This is a genomic window from Methylobacterium sp. CM6247 (genome assembly GCF_054817925.1).
This window is the reverse complement of sequence record NZ_JBTXKX010000003.1, coordinates 4,011,905-4,027,721: the sequence shown is the minus strand read 5'-3', so window position 1 is coordinate 4,027,721 and position 15,817 is coordinate 4,011,905. Positions and strand designations below refer to the sequence as shown.

The 15,817-nt window shown below is 62.7% G+C and carries 13 protein-coding genes; 9 read left to right on the top strand and 4 right to left on the bottom strand.

Annotation, left to right across the window (positions count from 1 at the left end; translation table 11 throughout):
• Positions 1-12 precede the first annotated feature (12 nt).
• The 4 genes from ACYQOP_RS20010 to ACYQOP_RS19995 all read left to right on the top strand — a co-directional run bounded on the left by ACYQOP_RS20010 (position 13) and on the right by ACYQOP_RS19995 (position 5,482).
• Positions 13-2,259, top strand: coding sequence for a peptidase domain-containing ABC transporter (locus ACYQOP_RS20010; RefSeq protein ID WP_461223618.1), 2,247 nt, complete (start codon positions 13-15; stop codon positions 2,257-2,259).
• A 1-nt stretch (position 2,260) separates the two neighbouring features.
• Positions 2,261-3,625 (top strand): HlyD family type I secretion periplasmic adaptor subunit, encoded by a 1,365-nt coding sequence (locus ACYQOP_RS20005; RefSeq protein WP_461223617.1) that lies wholly within the window; start codon positions 2,261-2,263, stop codon positions 3,623-3,625.
• Positions 3,606-4,601: a tetratricopeptide repeat protein gene (locus tag ACYQOP_RS20000; protein WP_461223616.1), complete on the top strand. Its 996-nt coding sequence runs from the start codon at positions 3,606-3,608 to the stop codon at positions 4,599-4,601. The genes ACYQOP_RS20005 and ACYQOP_RS20000 overlap by 20 nt, the downstream gene beginning before the upstream one ends.
• Positions 4,602-4,978: 377 nt before the next feature.
• The gene (locus ACYQOP_RS19995) at positions 4,979-5,482 is read left to right on the top strand and encodes a hypothetical protein (RefSeq protein ID WP_461223615.1); all 504 of its coding nucleotides are present in this window, start codon (positions 4,979-4,981) and stop codon (positions 5,480-5,482) included.
• A 403-nt stretch (positions 5,483-5,885) separates the two neighbouring features.
• Here the strand turns inward: ACYQOP_RS19995 and ACYQOP_RS19990 are convergent, their stop codons facing one another.
• On the bottom strand, positions 5,886-6,374 hold the full coding sequence (locus ACYQOP_RS19990; protein ID WP_461223614.1) for a lysozyme inhibitor LprI family protein: 489 nt from the start codon (positions 6,372-6,374) through the stop codon (positions 5,886-5,888).
• A 987-nt stretch (positions 6,375-7,361) separates the two neighbouring features.
• The gene (locus ACYQOP_RS19985; RefSeq protein WP_461223613.1) at positions 7,362-7,586 is read right to left on the bottom strand and encodes a hypothetical protein; all 225 of its coding nucleotides are present in this window, start codon (positions 7,584-7,586) and stop codon (positions 7,362-7,364) included.
• Positions 7,587-7,914: 328 nt separating this feature from the next.
• On the opposite strand from ACYQOP_RS19985, the gene ACYQOP_RS19980 reads away from it, so the two are divergent.
• The gene (locus ACYQOP_RS19980; RefSeq protein ID WP_461223612.1) at positions 7,915-8,178 is read left to right on the top strand and encodes a hypothetical protein; all 264 of its coding nucleotides are present in this window, start codon (positions 7,915-7,917) and stop codon (positions 8,176-8,178) included.
• A 38-nt stretch (positions 8,179-8,216) separates the two neighbouring features.
• On the opposite strand, the gene ACYQOP_RS19975 is transcribed toward ACYQOP_RS19980, so the two are convergent.
• Together ACYQOP_RS19975 and ACYQOP_RS19970 are read right to left on the bottom strand one after the other, a co-directional pair.
• Positions 8,217-9,053, bottom strand: coding sequence for a transporter (locus tag ACYQOP_RS19975; RefSeq protein WP_461223611.1), 837 nt, complete (start codon positions 9,051-9,053; stop codon positions 8,217-8,219).
• Positions 9,054-9,551: 498 nt separating this feature from the next.
• The gene (locus tag ACYQOP_RS19970; RefSeq protein WP_461223610.1) at positions 9,552-10,436 is read right to left on the bottom strand and encodes a helix-turn-helix domain-containing protein; all 885 of its coding nucleotides are present in this window, start codon (positions 10,434-10,436) and stop codon (positions 9,552-9,554) included.
• A 207-nt stretch (positions 10,437-10,643) separates the two neighbouring features.
• Between ACYQOP_RS19970 and ACYQOP_RS19965 the strand changes: the two genes are divergently transcribed.
• Genes ACYQOP_RS19965 through moaA form a run of 4 tightly spaced genes read left to right on the top strand, consistent with a single transcriptional unit; the run spans position 10,644 to position 15,458 of the window.
• Entirely contained in the window at positions 10,644-12,770 is a 2,127-nt protein-coding gene (locus tag ACYQOP_RS19965; protein ID WP_461223609.1) for a molybdopterin-containing oxidoreductase family protein, read from the top strand.
• 45 nt (positions 12,771-12,815) lie between these two features.
• On the top strand, positions 12,816-13,121 hold the full coding sequence (locus ACYQOP_RS19960) for a ferredoxin family protein (RefSeq protein ID WP_207411344.1): 306 nt from the start codon (positions 12,816-12,818) through the stop codon (positions 13,119-13,121).
• Positions 13,118-14,437: an FAD-dependent oxidoreductase gene (locus ACYQOP_RS19955; RefSeq protein WP_461223608.1), complete on the top strand. Its 1,320-nt coding sequence runs from the start codon at positions 13,118-13,120 to the stop codon at positions 14,435-14,437. The genes ACYQOP_RS19960 and ACYQOP_RS19955 overlap by 4 nt, the downstream gene beginning before the upstream one ends.
• A gap of 1 nt (position 14,438) precedes the next feature.
• Complete coding sequence (moaA, locus tag ACYQOP_RS19950; RefSeq protein ID WP_461223607.1) at positions 14,439-15,458, top strand: GTP 3',8-cyclase MoaA; 1,020 nt, start codon at positions 14,439-14,441, stop codon at positions 15,456-15,458.
• Positions 15,459-15,817: the final 359 nt, after the last annotated feature.

Below are 15,817 nucleotides of genomic sequence, written 5' to 3'. Positions count from 1 at the left end.
AGGACCACAACGATGCCGGACTCCCCTTCCACCGCCGGCCCGCCTCCTGGCGGGCCGGACGGTTCCGATCCGGCTGAACTGCGCATCGCCGCCGTCGCGGCGGCGGCGCGCTTTCACGGCATCGACCTCGATCGCACCCGGTTGAGGGAGGAGGGCGTGCCACCCTCACCCGCTGCTTTGGCGGCTTGGCTATCGGAGGCAGGGCTCTGGGCGCGGGCGGTCAAGCTCTCCTGGCGCCAACTCGCCCAGGCCGCACCCGACCGCCCGGTTGTCGTGCTCTTCACCGATGGAAGCGCCGGCCTGGTCGTCGCGGCCGATACCAAGCGCGACCTCGCCTGGCTGCGGGATCCGGCTAATCCACGGGGCGAGCCGGTCCCGATGGACGCCCTGCGGCTTTCACAATGGTGGTCGGGCGAGGCGCTGTTGGTTCGAAAGGGACGTGGTGTTGCGCAGGCCGAGGCACCGTTCGGCTTCGCCTCCGTGGCCCGCCTCGTTTTTGGCGAACGCGAAATCCTTCGCCACGTCGTGCTGGCATCCCTGGTCCTCAGCGTCCTGGCCATCGTTCCCGCATTGCTGACCTCCATCGTGCTCGATCGGGTGCTGGTCTATCAGAGCTGGTCCACCCTGACCCTGGTGGGCGTCATGGTCGGCATCACTGTGCTGTTCGAGGCGCTGCTGACCCATGCTCGAGGCGAAGCGCTACAGGTTCTGTCTACCCGGATCGACGCACGGCTCAATCTTGCTGTGTTCGAGCGACTCCTGATGTTGCCGCTCGATCATTTCGAGCGGCATCCCACGGGCGAGACCAACCACCGCATCGGCCAGATCTTCCGGATTCGCGCGTTTCTGACCGGAAAGTTGATGAGTACCGTCCTCGACGGCACCACGCTGCTGGTGTTGCTGCCGGTGGTGTTCTGGCTTCAACCCATCCTTGCCGCGATGGTGCTGGCAGCGTCCGGCGTCGTCGCCCTCGTGATCATAGCCTTCATGCCGGCGATGCGCCGCGCCTATGGCCGGGCGATCGCTGCCGAGGTGCGCAAGAGCGGGCTGCTGGTCGAGACGGTGCAGGGCATCCGGACGGTCAAGTCGCTGGTGCTCGAGCCGCAACGGCGGGAGGCATGGGACGCCGCCGTCGCCGAGGCTGGTCTCGCGCAGGTTGCGGCGGGCCGGCTCGGCCGCTGGCCGCGCACCCTGACCCTCCCGGCGGAGCGCTTCATCGATCGCGGGGTCCTGCTGGTTGCCGCCTACCTCGTTCTCGACGGAGTCTCCGGCGTACAGGTCGGTGCGCTCGTCGCCTTCGTCATGCTGAGCGGCCGACTCGCGGCGCCCCTCATCGGTTTCGCCCGGCTGCTCGAAGACGTGGAGGAGGTTCGCACATCCGTGCAGCAGGTCGCGCTGGTGCTGAACAACCCGACCGAGACCGCGGCGATGCAAGGCGGCATCTCACCGCGGATCGCCGGCGCCCTGCGCCTCGAAGGCGTAAGCTTCACCTATCCCGGAGCCCGTGGACCGGCCCTCGACGGCGTTTCATTCGGAATCCCGGCCGGAACGATGCTCGGTATCGTCGGCCGCTCCGGCTCAGGCAAGAGTACCATTACGCGGCTTCTCCAGGGGATCAGCCGAGACTATTCCGGAACGGTGCGGGTCGATGGGACCGACCTGCGTGAGATCAACTTGGCGCATCTGCGCCGTTCGTTCGGCATCGTGCTGCAGGACAACGTACTGTTCCGCGGGACGGTCGCCGACAATATCCTGGCCGGACGTCCCAATCTCACCCTTGAAGACGCCATGGAGGCGGCCCGTCTCGCGGGAGCGGACGAGTTCATCGAGCGCCTGCCGCAGGGCTACGGCACGTGGATCGAGGAGGGCTCGTCCAATCTGTCCGGGGGCCAGCGTCAGCGTCTCGCCATCGCGCGAGCCTTGGTCGCCGACCCGCCGGTGCTGATCCTCGACGAAGCCACGAGTGCCCTCGATCCCGAGAGCGAGGCAGTGGTGAATGCCAACCTGCAGCGGATCGCCCGCGGTCGCACGATGGTGATCGTGTCGCACCGCCTGTCCTCGCTCCTGGATTGCGACCTCATCGCGGTTCTCGACCAAGGACGCCTCGTCGATATCGCGCCGCACGACGCGCTGGTCGAGCGATGCGCGATCTACCAGCAGCTCTGGCGTCAGCAAAACCGTTACCTCGACCGTGAACCCAAGGGGCGGCCGGTCCAGGCGCCGGCCGATGCCCACGAACTTGTCGCGGCGGAGATCTGAGATGTACGGGTTCCATCGTCAGCCGGACGACGGCGCTGCCGCTCTCCTCGACTTCGCCGGCCCCAGCCGCGCCCTGGTCACGCTGCCAATGCAGCCGCTGGCGCGCAGCACTACCCTAGTGATCAGTACGCTGATGCTGAGCAGTCTCGCGGCGCTCGCGTTCATCCCGATCGACAAGGTGGTCACCGGACGCGGCATCGTGGCGGCCCCTAACGGGACGCTCGTGGTGCAGCCGCTGGACACCAGTATCGTGCGCGCCATCCACGTCGAACCCGGGCAACTGGTTCGCAAGGGCGACATGCTCGCTCAACTCGATCCCACCTTCACCGGCTCGGACCAGTCGAGCCGGCAGGAGCAGGTCGCGAGCCTGACGGCCCAGATCGAGCGACTCCAGGCGGAGATCGCCGGTCGGCCCTACGCTCCTTCGACGCAGGATCCCGTGCACGTGCAACAGGCTGCCCTCTTCGAAGAACGGATGGCCGAACACCGCGCGACCCTCGCGCGCTTCGACGCCGAGACCGGCGCGCTTCAGGCGCAATTGCAGCGGGCGCAAACCGACGTCGCGATCGGCACCAAGCGTCTCGGCATCGCCACCGATCTGGCGAGCCGCCGGGCCGAGTTGCAGCGGCTGCAGGTCGGCAGCCTGATGAACACGCTGGCGGCCAACGACACACAGGCGCAGATGCAACAATCCCTCGAGGAGGCACAGAGTGCCGTCACGGCGGGACTGAGCGCCCTGGAAGCCAAAGCCAGCGAACGCGAGGCTTATGCCCGCGGCCGGATCGCCCACAACGAGGCGGACCTGACGTTGCTACAAAGCCGGCTCTCAGGCGCCCAAGCGGCTCTGGCCAAGGCGGACCTGCGCCAAGGACTGGTCTCCTTGAGGGCACAGGCCGATGCGATCGTGCTGAGTGTCGCCCGTGTTTCCGTCGGGTCGGTGCTGCAATCCGGCGCGGAACTGATCACCCTCGTGCCGAACGACGCTCATCTCGAGGTGGAAGCGGCGGTATCGGGTCGTGATGTCGGCTGGGTCCGGCCCGGCCAGGCCGTGACGGTGAAGTTCGATACTTTGCCGTTCTCGCGCTACGGAACGGCGCAGGGAACCGTCCAGGCGATCAGCCCTGCAAGCTTCACCGAGCGCTCGGACCCTGCCGCGGCATCCCTGCCGCGGCAGGATAGCACCGAGCCATACTACCGGGTCAGGGTTTCCCTCGACCGGACAGCCCTGCACGACGTTCCGGAGGGGTTTCGGGTGGTATCGGGCATGCCGGTGGCAGCGGATGTCTCTGTGGGCCGACGCACGGTGCTGGACTATCTGCTGATGCGTGTGCTCACTCCGCTTCAGGATGGCATGCGTGAACCGTGACCCAGATGGCCCCTTCAGGTGGGTGATGGCGTGGCCATGCGCGGCCTTGCGGCGGCATGGCCTCTCGCGGCTCGCTCGACAGGATGTACGCGGCTTGCGCAGCCTTGCACGCGCGGCGCGAGCTGGCGATGTCGAGGCGTGTTTCCACCTGGGGCGAGGCTATTCCACCGGCAAGACGGTTCCCCAATGTGCCACGGAAGCTATCCGGTGGCTGCGCCTTGCTGCGAGTGCGGGACATTCGGGAGCGCAATTCCACCTCGCTGCCTTGCTGGCACAAGGCAATCGCGCCAGTCCGCGCTCGCAAGGTCCGTTCGACAGCGGCTGCGCCCGAGACATCGTGGAAGCCGCCTCATGGGCACAGCGCGCCGCCGAAGGTGGCATCGCGGATGCGCAAGTTCTGTACGCCTGGATTCTTCGGGATGGCCCGGCGGAATTGCGTGACCCGGAAGCTTCGGCTGTCTGGTATCGCCGCGCGGCCGAGAGCGGATCCCCGGAGGGGTGGCTCGGCACCGGGATTGCGCTACTGCGGGCAGCCCCTGGTCCCGCGGATGAGGCGACCGGCGCCGCAGCGGTGACTCGAGCAGCGGATGCTCGTTTGCCGGCCGCGTTGCATCTCCTGGGCATGCTGACAGAGGCGGGGATCGGTGTGCCCGTAGACAAATCGGCGGCTCACCGCCTGTTCCAGGCCGCCGCTGCAGGCGGCTCGCCAGCGGCCCAAGCCAAGTGGGGAGATATCCTGTTGTATGGCCGTGATGGAGGCCGGCGAAACGTCGGAGAGGGGCTGCGCTGGTTGCGCCGTGCTGCCCATTCGGGAGATGCGGAGGCCGCGGCCTTACTGGGCGACTTATGCTTCCGTGGCGAGGCTGTTCCGGTTGATGTAGTCGCAGCCAAAGCTTGGTATCGTCGGGCTGCGGCACTCGGGCACGAAGCTGCTCGGCGGATCTTGCATGAAATGCCAGATAACGCCTCTCCTTGAGGTCATCAGATCGCTTGAAATGTCATCGATCCGTTCGTGCCGGAAGCAAGAAACTGCGGCACGAGCCAAGATTGCGCGATGATTATTTGTAGAGGTGGTGGGCGTCAATCTGTCGAAAACAGTCGTTTTCTCCCTGGTACTGACACAGGTAGTCGACCTTGGTCATGAAGTTGCAGGAGAAAAACCGATTTTTCGCTATAACATTCCTATCGGCTCCGATCTTTCGTAATGGTTGTGCTCCAGGTGAGGACTGGTTCAGGCTTATACTGCGCAGGCAGGTAGCTGTCCGCTAGGCTTCCCTGAACGCCGCAGAACGGAGGCGAGGATGCCACGCTACCGTTACGACGCTCGTCGAGCCTGAGGAGATGTCCGGATCGGTGAATCCGAAGCGTCCACCCTTCAGCATCATCGTCATCGCCTGTCTCGGCCTTGTCCCACGCTACATCAAGGACTTCACCGTCCATCCGTCCAACGCCGATGAATTCGCATGTGAAGATACCCTGGATTGGCTCGTCTGCACGCACCAGGACTGTAAAAGTCGTTTTATCCCGTGGTATGATTTGAAGACTGCCGGTCCCGCTGATCCACGCACCCGCAAATCCCTCTCGCGGAGGGCCGATTGCGTCGAGCCAGTGCTGCCACGTCTCGAGGTAGCGTTGCAGACTTCCGGCCCCTGTCGCGTTGGCATTGTCGCTATCCTCGACAAAGAACCTTTGCTTGTCTTGAAGATCACTTGTCAGGGCTCGGTCACCCTGAAGTCGCCCTCTGGCATGTTTGTAGGCGGTTGCAACCTCGGAATCGAGACGCTTTATGATGGGATCTTTGCAAACTGCCGGATCTGGAATGGTAGATTTATCGCCACATGGAGACGAGGCGACTAGAGAGCTTTCTTGAGCAATGGAGGCCACGGGCAACAAGGCGAGTAGCCCGATGCTTCGGCACAGCATTCTGCCAAAATGGTTTTGCTTCTGGCTGCGTCGTGCACAAGATTGGTTCATCAGATCAATCCAAGGACAGAAAAGTATTAGAAGGGATTTTCCAATCGCCGAGGAAAACCTTCTAATTTTCTCTCTGGACAAAACTATAAGCACTCAACGCAAGCACAGCACATATAAGACCCGCCACAGCACTGGCATAGAAACTATGCGGAATATTCAGCAGGCTCATGGCGAGATATGCCAGTAGATTGGAAAATCCCATAAATAACCCGATAAACCACTTTCTGTTTGCGGCACTGGTTCCATTTTTAGGCATGGCATGGTCCAAAAGTGTGCTAAGCGATCTCTAGTGGAGAGGGTAACGGCTTAAAATCTCGTTAGTGCGCTGAACTGTCTTGTCATATCGACAAGCATAGACCGCTGGAAGAACTCCGTGGCCGTTGTTCCACTCGCTGAAGATAAGGTCGCCGCAATCCGCATCCCGGAACGCCATCCAAGCTCGTTGAGCTGCCGCGAGTTGTGCTGTCCATGCAGTCTTTGCCTTGGCAACCTCCCCGGGGTCATCTTGACCGCGGTCATCCTGCTCGATCACCGATTGAGCCTTCTTGTACGCGAGGTTGAGTTTTTTATCCGCTTCGTTGAGGGCGTTCATTATGCAAACCCCTGTCGCGGTAGTGGTGGGCTCGCTCGTACATAATTTGGCCGAAGGCTGATCTGCCAGCGCCAAGCCCGCAGAGCATGTAATAACACCAAAAATTCCGCCTATAATCGCGACTAAGCGAAAGCGATATACATGGCCTGCCGTATCAATGATGATTTCAGGGCGATTGTTCACTTTGATTGTTCCGCGCCAGCCATGTCTTAGATGCGCCTTATACAATCATCTTTACGAGCGTGCATCTGTCCGCGCAGGCGTATCTCCCGCTATGGTATATCGGGGGTATAGCTATTGCCAATTCGTGGGCCTGCCGTTTCCAAGCGCGAACTGGTGGTAAAAATCTGACAGATGTCGCCCTCCCGAAGCGTCCGAGATGGGTGGCTTTCTTCAGGTCTGCCTCCGGGCAGAGGCCGCCAAAGCAGATCTATTGGTCAGGCCAGCGTCACGCCTGTACTACGATGCGGTGACCGTCGGGGTCCGGCCCTGTACGAAAGGTATCTCCTCCACAGCAAGGAAAATCGGGAGAAGGACGGTGGTGAACGCCATCGGCGGCGGCCTTGAAGCGGTGGTCGGCGGGGACGAAGACGTGGTGGCTTCGACGTTGGGCATCGGAGTTGATCGGCAGGATGGTCAGCGGTCCGAGCCCGGTGGGGTCGAAAGCGTCGAGATGGGTGGACGAAGGGGTGTGGTCGCTGGCGGGGCAGCGGGATGAGGGCGTTGTCGGCCATGATAAAATCCTGACATGCGGCCGCGCTGGTGCGGTCAGGTCAGGATTCCCGTTGCCCGTCGGATCATGAACGAGAATGGGTAGCGGCAGTGGCGGTGGCGGCGTGCCGGACAAAGGCTCGGTGGTAGCGGGATGCCGGATCGGTGTCGGCGGAGTGGGCAGGGGGACGTGCCGACGTGGTGGCTGCGTGGGCAGCGCGTAGGTAGTAGGTGGCGTAGCGCCGACTGCTCGTACGTAGTGCCGTAGGTGGTTGGGTGCATGCCGGCGCCTACCGGACGGCTACATGCCGTACTCACTATCCCATCCGGTACTCCAATGCCCTTATACTTTTATAGCGCGTTCAAGTATCCGAAAACACGCGGGTGTGCCCGGTCCCTCTGTAGCGTTGCGCCGGTGTGTCGTCCGCCTCGCTGGTGCGACGGGTGTTGCGACGCCGATTAGGCTTGCTGCTTTAGGATGGTGCGGGTGACGAAACGGTTCATCGTGTGTTCCGCGAGATCACGCAGTGCATAAGCTATCTCGTCAAGCCAGAACGGCTCGAATCGATACCGGATGCATAAGACCAGTTCGGTCTGTTCCTGCCCTGATCGTGAACGGATCAGGGTCCAGTCGAACGAGAGAGCCAATCCGGTCCCATCCTCACCCTGATCGGCGCCGATCATTCCATCTGTGACGGTCGTGAATCGTTGCTGCGATATGCTCGTCGTCCAGAGGGGGCATCGTTCCTCGATTGCACCGTCGTTGCGGCGAAGCGTGAGGGCTCCTCGTTCACCCCGTACGGCAGCGAGGCGGATACCGACGAGGGGGAACCGGAAAGAATCCGGGCGGGATGGAAAGAGATTCGGGCACTGCAGTACCGGCCCGATCGCATCGGTTGCGGCGCACAGCGAAAGGGCAAATAGTTGGGCGAGTCAGAGGATCTGACTCGAGAAGTTCAGTGTAAGGGGTAAGTCGATGTGTCGACGTATGTATTATGACTGAATCGAGGCGTTGCCGAACGTGCTCGGCAACGTTTCTATGATTCTGAATCTGCTTAATCGAAAGTACTATGCTCTGCAGGAAGCGCACTCACCTCTTTCGGGTTTTTGCCGCCAGGGCAACGCTGCCCGCCAGTATATACGATTGATGGATTTGCGAAATACCAACGCCAAGAAAGACAATATCGGCGATGATGCCGATATTGTGCCTGTCTTGCCGCCGAGAGATGCTACGGCACGAGCAATCCTTTTCGCCGAAGCGGCGATTTATTCATAGCTAAGTTAGACATCCGCCATCCTATTACAGCTGGTTTTCTACGGAAAAATCTTTGCAATCCGCAGCTGGAAGAATGTCGATTGCTTCGTTCCATTCTCGACAATGAAGTCCTGGCCAATCATCGCCTGGATTTGAAGGGTCGGCTCGGGAAAATAGGCGACCGCGAGACGGCCATATTGGGTCGCTTGTGAATTTCGCAGCGACGTCTGCTCGAAGGATTGGTTGCCACCGATCTTGCCGCCGAGGCCACCGCCTACTTCCAAAGCAGGATTGATCTTGTATCGAAGATAGGCCTGCAACTCGAATTGAGGGTCCTGTGAGAGCCGACCGATGCCGCCGAGGTTATAGCGTGTGTTGTCCGAGTAAAAGGCGACATCGCCGATCAGATCGAGCGACCAAACCGGATTGAAGTGCTTGACGTAGGCCGCCTGAATGACGCCCTGCCAGCGATTGGTTCCAAAATTCAGCGCTTTGTTCTCGTCATACGTCCCCGTCGGGGCGATGAGATAAGGTGTGATGGCGAAGACATCGTTGAATTCGGTATTGAGTTTGAACTTGAAGGCGGTGGCCATGATGATGTCGCCCACGCCGCCCGGCGATCCAAGGGGTGACAGGACACCGCCGGTCGAGATCGCCCCAACCGGGAGGAGGAATTGCGGGTCGACCGTCACGCCCGGGGCGATCTCATAAACATGCAGCAGGCGGATGATGCCAACATTCGTCTCGAGCTTCGCATCTGATGTCGTTTTGGCACCCCGCGCGTAGGCTTCGTCTCCACGGCCATGCTGATAATACAGCAATCCGATTGTCGCCCCGGAGGGGAACTGTTCGTAATCGCCGGGATTCACTTCAAGCGCCTCGGCACTAAAGCTCATGCATGTGGATAGGGCAGCCGAAATCAGGCTCAGACCAAATCTTGATTTCATGAGAGACCCCTCGACCCCAGATCAAATGTCGGGGTTTTTCTTCAGGGTCAGCATCCGGATTTTCCGCCTGCGGTCTTTATCCGCAACCATCTTTCGTTGTTCGATTCCTGCTGAAGCCGGCAGCGCGAGCGCGAACGGGCGTTCGCAACGATTTGATCGTCTCGATCCATCCGAAGGAATGGCCGGCCGACGGGAACTCGTCCGGGCTCCGTGGTCATGGCCATGGACGCGACTCGGCCCGGCTCTGCACGCCGCCGGGTTGCGCCTGCGGAACAGCAGGCGTCGAGCGCCGAATGACACCGATACCGCTCCCGAACCAGCGCTCTCGACCCTTGCATCGTGTCATGGAGAAGAGCGCGCTCAATCGATCCTCCGATCTGCGGTCTTCTTGCGGACCCCATCCATGTCCGGAGGTTGGAGACGTCTCTTCGGAGCAAACCGCAGCGTCTATTTCTGAGCGGAGGAACGCATCTGGGCCGGGGTCACGCCCATCGCCTTACGAAAGGCGCGCGTGAAATTCGCCTGCGACGAGAAGCCGATCGCCGCTGCGATCTCGGAGATCGGTGTCTCCTCGGTCACGAGCCGATGCTTGGCGCGTTCGAGCCTGCGTCCACTCACATACTCGTAGGGCGTACGCCCCGTCGCCGCACGGAAACTGCGGGTGAAATGCGCCACGCTCATGCAGGCGGCCGACGCCAGATCGGCGACCGCGAAATCCTCAAACAGGTGCGCCGTGATGTAATTCTCAACCCGTTCCAGGCGTCGTCGATCAAGGGGCTTGTCGCCGCTCTCCGGGATGCGGATGGTCGCGGCCGAATAGCGATGGACCAGATGGGCCGCCAGCGCGACTCCCAGTGTTTCGATAAGAAGACGTCCGGCTGCGGTCTCGTGCTCCATTTCATCGATGACGCGACAGGCAACATATTCAATGAAGGGATCCTGCTGGATCACATCGTAGCGCAATTCACACCGGGCGGGGTCTATGTCGAGATCCCGCAGCATCGTCTGCTCGAATGGGTGAGCCGGCATGAACATATGCAGGCAATCGACCATCGGATCGGCGATATTGATATAGTTTTCTTCGATCCCGGCCGGGCAGAGCCAAATCGTGCCGCGATGGCCGTGAGTCTTTTGACGCCGTCCGTCCCCGACGCGTTCGACGAAGGTGCGACCGCCCAACTGGACGGCAATTTCGGTATCGTGTGGGGTGAGGGACGGGAGCTCGCCGGGCATATGGCTCCAGCGTTCGGCGTGCAGAGTCGACCAGCGCAAATCGTTGGAGGTGTCGAGCAACCGGCCTGTCACGTACTTGTCGACCGAATGGCCCAGCATGGCTCCCTCTCTCGCGTCAGCACTTGGAATCGCTCCAACCGGTGCACAAACCGCGCCATTGAGCCTGAGGTTTAGAAAGACCGTCCGTTCCGCCGGGCTGAGGACCGCAGTCGAGGAATACGAAGGCGCAGGTCCCGATAATGCCCGCGGCCTCGATTATTGGCACGCTCTCCTCCTGTTCGAGAATTACTCAACCGGAGAGTGGATATGGCTCGCGAAGTCGTCATCGGCGCATGCCCGCACGATTGCCCCGATACCTGCTCGATCCTCACGACGGTGGAGGACGGCAAGGCGATCGCTGTCCGGGGCAACCCGGATCATCCCTTCACCAAAGGGCGCCTCTGCGTGAAGGTCAACGATTACCAGAACCGGGTTTATAGCGACCAGCGCGTGCTCTACCCGATGGAGCGCGTCGGTCCGAAGGGAAGCGGCCAGTTCGCGCGCATCACTTGGGACGAGGCTCTGGACGAGATCGCGGGCCGTTGGAAGGCCATCATCGCCGAGAGCGGAGCCAAGGCGATCCTTCCCTACAGCTATCTGGGTACCCAGGGCATCATCAACGGCCTCAACGTCGGCGATCCCCTCTTCAACAAGCTCGGCGCCAGCGTCTGTGAGCGCACCTTCTGCGATTCGGGCGCCTGTACCGCCTACATGATGACAATCGGGCATACGCCGGGCGTGGACCCCGAGAGTTTCGTCCATTCCAAATACATCATCCTGTGGGCATGCAATACGCTCAGCACCAACTCGCACCATTGGCCGTTCATCGAGCAGGCCAAGCGGAACGGTGCCAAGCTCGTCGTCATCGATCCCGTCCGCACCCGCACGGCGCGGCTGGCCGACTGGCACATCCCGATCCAGCCCGGCACCGATGGCGCCCTGGCGATGGCGATGATGCACATCATCATCAAGGAAGGGCTCACGGACCGCGACTACATCGACAAACACACTCTCGGGTTCGACGAACTCGCCGTGCGGTGCGAGGCCTACACGCCGGAATTCGCCTCGGCCGAGACCGGTATCCCGGTCGAGGACATCCTGAAGCTCACCCGTGAATACGCCACGACACCGGCAGCGGTGGTGCGGATCGGCGTGGCGGTCGAGCGCCATGCGGGCGGCGGCCAGACCGTCCGGGCGATCGCCTGCCTTCCGGCGCTGATCGGCGCCTGGAAGCATGTCGGCGGTGGCCTGCTCCAATTGCCGATCTGGGCCTTCCCCGTGAATTGGGCGGGCTTGATGCGACCGGATCTCCAGCCGGAATCGATGCGGGTCATCAATTCCTGGCGCCTCGGCCCGGCTCTCACCGGCGAGATGTCCCTCGACCCGCCAATCCGGTCCTTAATGGTCTACAACGCCAATCCCATGGCGATGGTCTCGCAGCAGCAGGTGATCGAGCAGGGCCTTGCGCGCGAGGACCTGTTCACGGTCGTGAGCGAGCATTTCTTCACCGACACCGCGCGCTACGCCGATATCGTGCTGCCGGCGACGACCCAGCTCGAGCAGGAGGACATCATGTTCTCCTGGGGGCACCTGTATCTGTCCTACAACAACCAGGCCATCGCCCCCCTCGGGGAGGCCGTATCGAATACCGAACTGTTCCGTCGACTCGCCAAGGCGCTCGGGATCGACGATCCGTTCTTCTTCCGGTCGGACGAGGAGATGATCGAAGCCTCGATGGATTGGTCGAGCCCGGTCCTCGCCGGGATCACTCTCGATGAGTTGAAACAGAAGGGCTACATGCGTCTGACGATGGACGCGGCCGATTCCTGGGCCCCACACCGGGACGGCAATTTTCCGACGGCCTCCGGCAAGTGCGAGTTCAAGTCGAGCCTGGCCGAAGGCGGAAACTTCGTAGTGCCATTGTTCCGCCAGGGCTATGGCGGCGATCAGGCGGGTGAGCCGGTCGATCCGCTGCCGCACTATGTGCCCCCGAACGAGAACCCGCGCACCGCGCCGGCGCTGGCCGAGCGCTTCCCCCTCAGCCTGATCTCGCCGAAAAGCCACGCGTTCATGAATTCGAACTACGGCAACCTTCCGGCTCAGGTGGCGCAGGCGGGCGAGCAGCAGGCAGTGCTCCTGCACCCGGAGGATGCCGCGCCCCGTGGCATCGGCGCAGGAACGCCGATCCGCGTGTTCAACGAACGGGGCGCCTTCGAGGCCTTCGCCACCCTGTCGGCCGATGTGATGCGCGGGGTGGTCGTTGCCCCGGCGGGCTTCTGGCAGCGCTCCAACCAGCGCGGGCCGACCGTCCACGCCCTGACGCCCCCGGCCTTCGCCGATCTCGGCCGTGCCCCGACCTTCTCGGACATGCTCGTAGACGTGGCCGCCGCCTGACGGCCCTCTCAGCCTCCCGTCAATGCCAGAGTGAGTAAGACGTCCATGGCTTATGTCGTCACCGATGCGTGTCGAGGGTGTCGCTATACCGAATGCGTCACCGTCTGCCCCGTCGAATGCTTCCATCTCGACGAGCAGATGACCTACATCGACCCTGAGAACTGCATCGATTGCGGCGGTTGCGCGCCGATCTGCCCGGTCGGCGCGATTCACCCGTCCTGGCAGATGCCGGCGGGCAAGTCCGAATGGGTCGAGATCAATCGCCTGCGGGCAGCCGAGACCCCGGTGATCGCCGCCAAGATTCCGCCGTTACCCGGCGCCGACGAGCAGGCAAGGCGGCTGGCCTCATGAGTGCGCTCGCTCGCATCGCAGTGGTCGGGAGCGGTCCTGCCGGCTTCTACGCGACCGAGGCGCTCCTGCGCTCCGGCGTGCCGGTGGCGGTGGACATGTTCGAGCGCCTGCCTGCTCCGTTCGGGCTGGTCAGGTTCGGCGTCGCGCCGGACCACCCGAAGTTGAAGCAGGTGACCACGGTGTTCGACCGGATCGCCGGCCTCCCCGGCTTCCGCTTCATCGGCGGGGTCGAGGTTGGGGCCGATGTCGGCGTGGCCGAACTGAGTGCCTGCTATCATGCCGTCATCCTGGCGAATGGCGCCTCCATGGACCGGCGGATGGATATTCCCGGCGAAGATCTGGCCGGCAGCTATCAGGCGGGCGCGTTCATCGGCTGGTACAACGGTCATCCCGACGCGGCTCACCTGAGCTTCGATCTCTCGGCGGAGCGGGCGGTGGTGATCGGACACGGCAACGTGGCGCTCGACGTGGCCCGCATCCTCCTCAAGACCACCGACGAGTTGCGCCATACCGATATCGCGGCCCATGCGCTGGACGCCTTGGCGGAGAGCCGGATCCGGGAGGTGCAGATCGTTGGGCGCGGCGGGATCGAGCGCGCACGCTTCTCGCCGAAGGAACTCGGTGAGTTCGGCGATCTACGCGATTGCGAAACGGGGCTCGACCCCGATGACCTGCCCGAGGGCATTCCGGAGCCGTCGATAGACGCCGGCATGGAGGCACGCGCCATCGCTCCGATCCTGCGTGGTTTCGCCGACGCTCAGGGCGGTACGGGCAAGCGGCGGCGTTGTCTGATCCGCTTCGGGCTGGAACCCGTCCGCCTGTCGGGCGAGGGCCACGTGCAAAGCTTGCATCTGCGCCGAACCGGCTCGGACAGGACGATCGACCTCGATTGCGGCCTCGTCATCTCCAGCATCGGTCGCCGGACCGCGCCGGTGCAGGGCGTCCCCTACGATGCGCGGGCGGGCATTCACGCCAATCTCGGCGGGCGAATTCAGGCGGAGGGCGTACCGGTGCCCGGCCTCTATACCTGCGGCTGGAGCAAGCGCGGCCCCCACGGCACGATCGGGACGAATCGCGCCTGTGGCGTGGAGACGGCCACGGCCTTGCTCGCCGACCTCGCGTCTCTCCCGGCTCCGATCGGGAACGCCGACGCGCTGTTCGCCAGCCTCGCAAAGCGGACCGGGCACATCCTCGATTATGCCGCCTGGCGCCGGATCGAAGCCGCCGAAGCCGCCCGTGGTCGAGCGGTCGGAAAACCCCGCGAGAAGTTCGTGACGCGCGCAGAGATGCTCGCGGTCGCGGGCGTGGCGGCTTGAGATGGCAGCACAGAATGCGGCCTCCACCTGCGGGCTCATCGACAGCTTCGGACGACGCGTGACCTATCTGCGTCTCTCGGTCACCGACCGATGCGACCTACGCTGCGTCTACTGCATGTCGGAAGACATGACCTTTCGCTCTCGACGGGACATTCTCAGCCTGGACGAATTGGCTCGGCTGGCGCGTCTGTTCATCGCCCGCGGCATCGACAAGCTGCGCATCACCGGGGGGGAGCCGCTGGTGCGGCCCGGCATCCTCGGGCTGTTCGAGGAATTCTCCCAGCCGCTCCGGGACGGCTCGCTGCGCGAACTGACCCTTACGACGAACGGAACGCAGCTCGCCCGTTTCGCCGAGGATCTGGCCCGGACGGGGGTGCGCCGGATCAACGTCTCGCTCGACACCCTCGACTCGGAGCGCTTCCGGATGCTGACCCGTGGCGGTTCCCTCGCCAAGGTGCTGGAGGGGATCGCCGCGGCCCGCGCGGCGGGGCTCGCGGTCAAGCTCAACGCGGTCGCATTGAAGGACGGGACGGAGGGCGAGATCCACGATCTCATCGCCTTCGCCCACGATCGGAACATGACGCTGAGCCTCATCGAGACCATGCCGCTCGGCGATGTCGGTGTCGATCGCCTCGATCAGTACCTACCCCTGGACGCCTTGCGCCGGCGGATCGAGGAGCGCTGGTCGCTCATCGACGTCCCGATGCGAAGCGGCGGCCCGGCCCGGTATGCGCGTGTCGCGGAGACGGGTGGCCTGATCGGTTTCATCACCCCGCACACGCACAACTTCTGCGCGGATTGCAACAGAGTGCGGATCACGGCGTCGGGCACGTTGCACACATGCCTGGGCCAGGACGACGCGACGGACCTGCGGACACTCCTGCGAACCGGCGGGACGGACGACGATCTCGTGAGAATCATCGACGTGGCCCTCGGCCGGAAGCCCAAAGGCCACGATTTCGTTTTGAACCGTGGAGCAGCCACCCAACTCGCGAGAAAGATGTCCGAAACCGGGGGATGAACCTAATCGTGGCCATGTCGTTGATGAGCAAATTGTGAAGATTTTAGCTTTGAACTCTATCTCGCCAATTCAGGATCTGCGGATTTTACGGAAGATTAATCTTGAGAAAGATCGAAGCAAGTCGGTGGAAAACCACCCTCGGCCGACGTGCGGTGAACCAGGCATACGGCCATGATCAACGGCTACGGTGTTGTTCGGTCATGTGAGTCGCTGCGTACGATCACATTGGCATCGACGAGACCGAACGCCCGCCGCAATTGGTGGATGATCATGGGCCGCTGCAGACTGTCCGTCGTCAGATGATTTGGGACAGTCTGCGGTGTTCAGGAGCGGAGGTTCTGGTCCATCTGGGGTGAGAG

Bases quoted from the DNA above. Each gene is read 5' to 3' on its own strand.
- ACYQOP_RS20010 (WP_461223618.1), top strand. From the start codon at position 13: ATGCCGGACTCCCCTTCCACCGCCGGCCCGCCTCCTGGCGGGCCGGAC.
- ACYQOP_RS20005 (WP_461223617.1), top strand. From the start codon at position 2,261: ATGTACGGGTTCCATCGTCAGCCGGACGACGGCGCTGCCGCTCTCCTC.
- ACYQOP_RS20000 (WP_461223616.1), top strand. From the start codon at position 3,606: ATGGCATGCGTGAACCGTGACCCAGATGGCCCCTTCAGGTGGGTGATG.
- ACYQOP_RS19985 (WP_461223613.1), bottom strand. From the start codon at position 7,586: ATGATCGGCGCCGATCAGGGTGAGGATGGGACCGGATTGGCTCTCTCG.
- ACYQOP_RS19975 (WP_461223611.1), bottom strand. From the start codon at position 9,053: ATGAGCTTTAGTGCCGAGGCGCTTGAAGTGAATCCCGGCGATTACGAA.
- ACYQOP_RS19970 (WP_461223610.1), bottom strand. From the start codon at position 10,436: ATGCTGGGCCATTCGGTCGACAAGTACGTGACAGGCCGGTTGCTCGAC.
- ACYQOP_RS19965 (WP_461223609.1), top strand. From the start codon at position 10,644: ATGGCTCGCGAAGTCGTCATCGGCGCATGCCCGCACGATTGCCCCGAT.
- ACYQOP_RS19960 (WP_207411344.1), top strand. From the start codon at position 12,816: ATGGCTTATGTCGTCACCGATGCGTGTCGAGGGTGTCGCTATACCGAA.
- ACYQOP_RS19955 (WP_461223608.1), top strand. From the start codon at position 13,118: ATGAGTGCGCTCGCTCGCATCGCAGTGGTCGGGAGCGGTCCTGCCGGC.
- moaA (WP_461223607.1), top strand. From the start codon at position 14,439: ATGGCAGCACAGAATGCGGCCTCCACCTGCGGGCTCATCGACAGCTTC.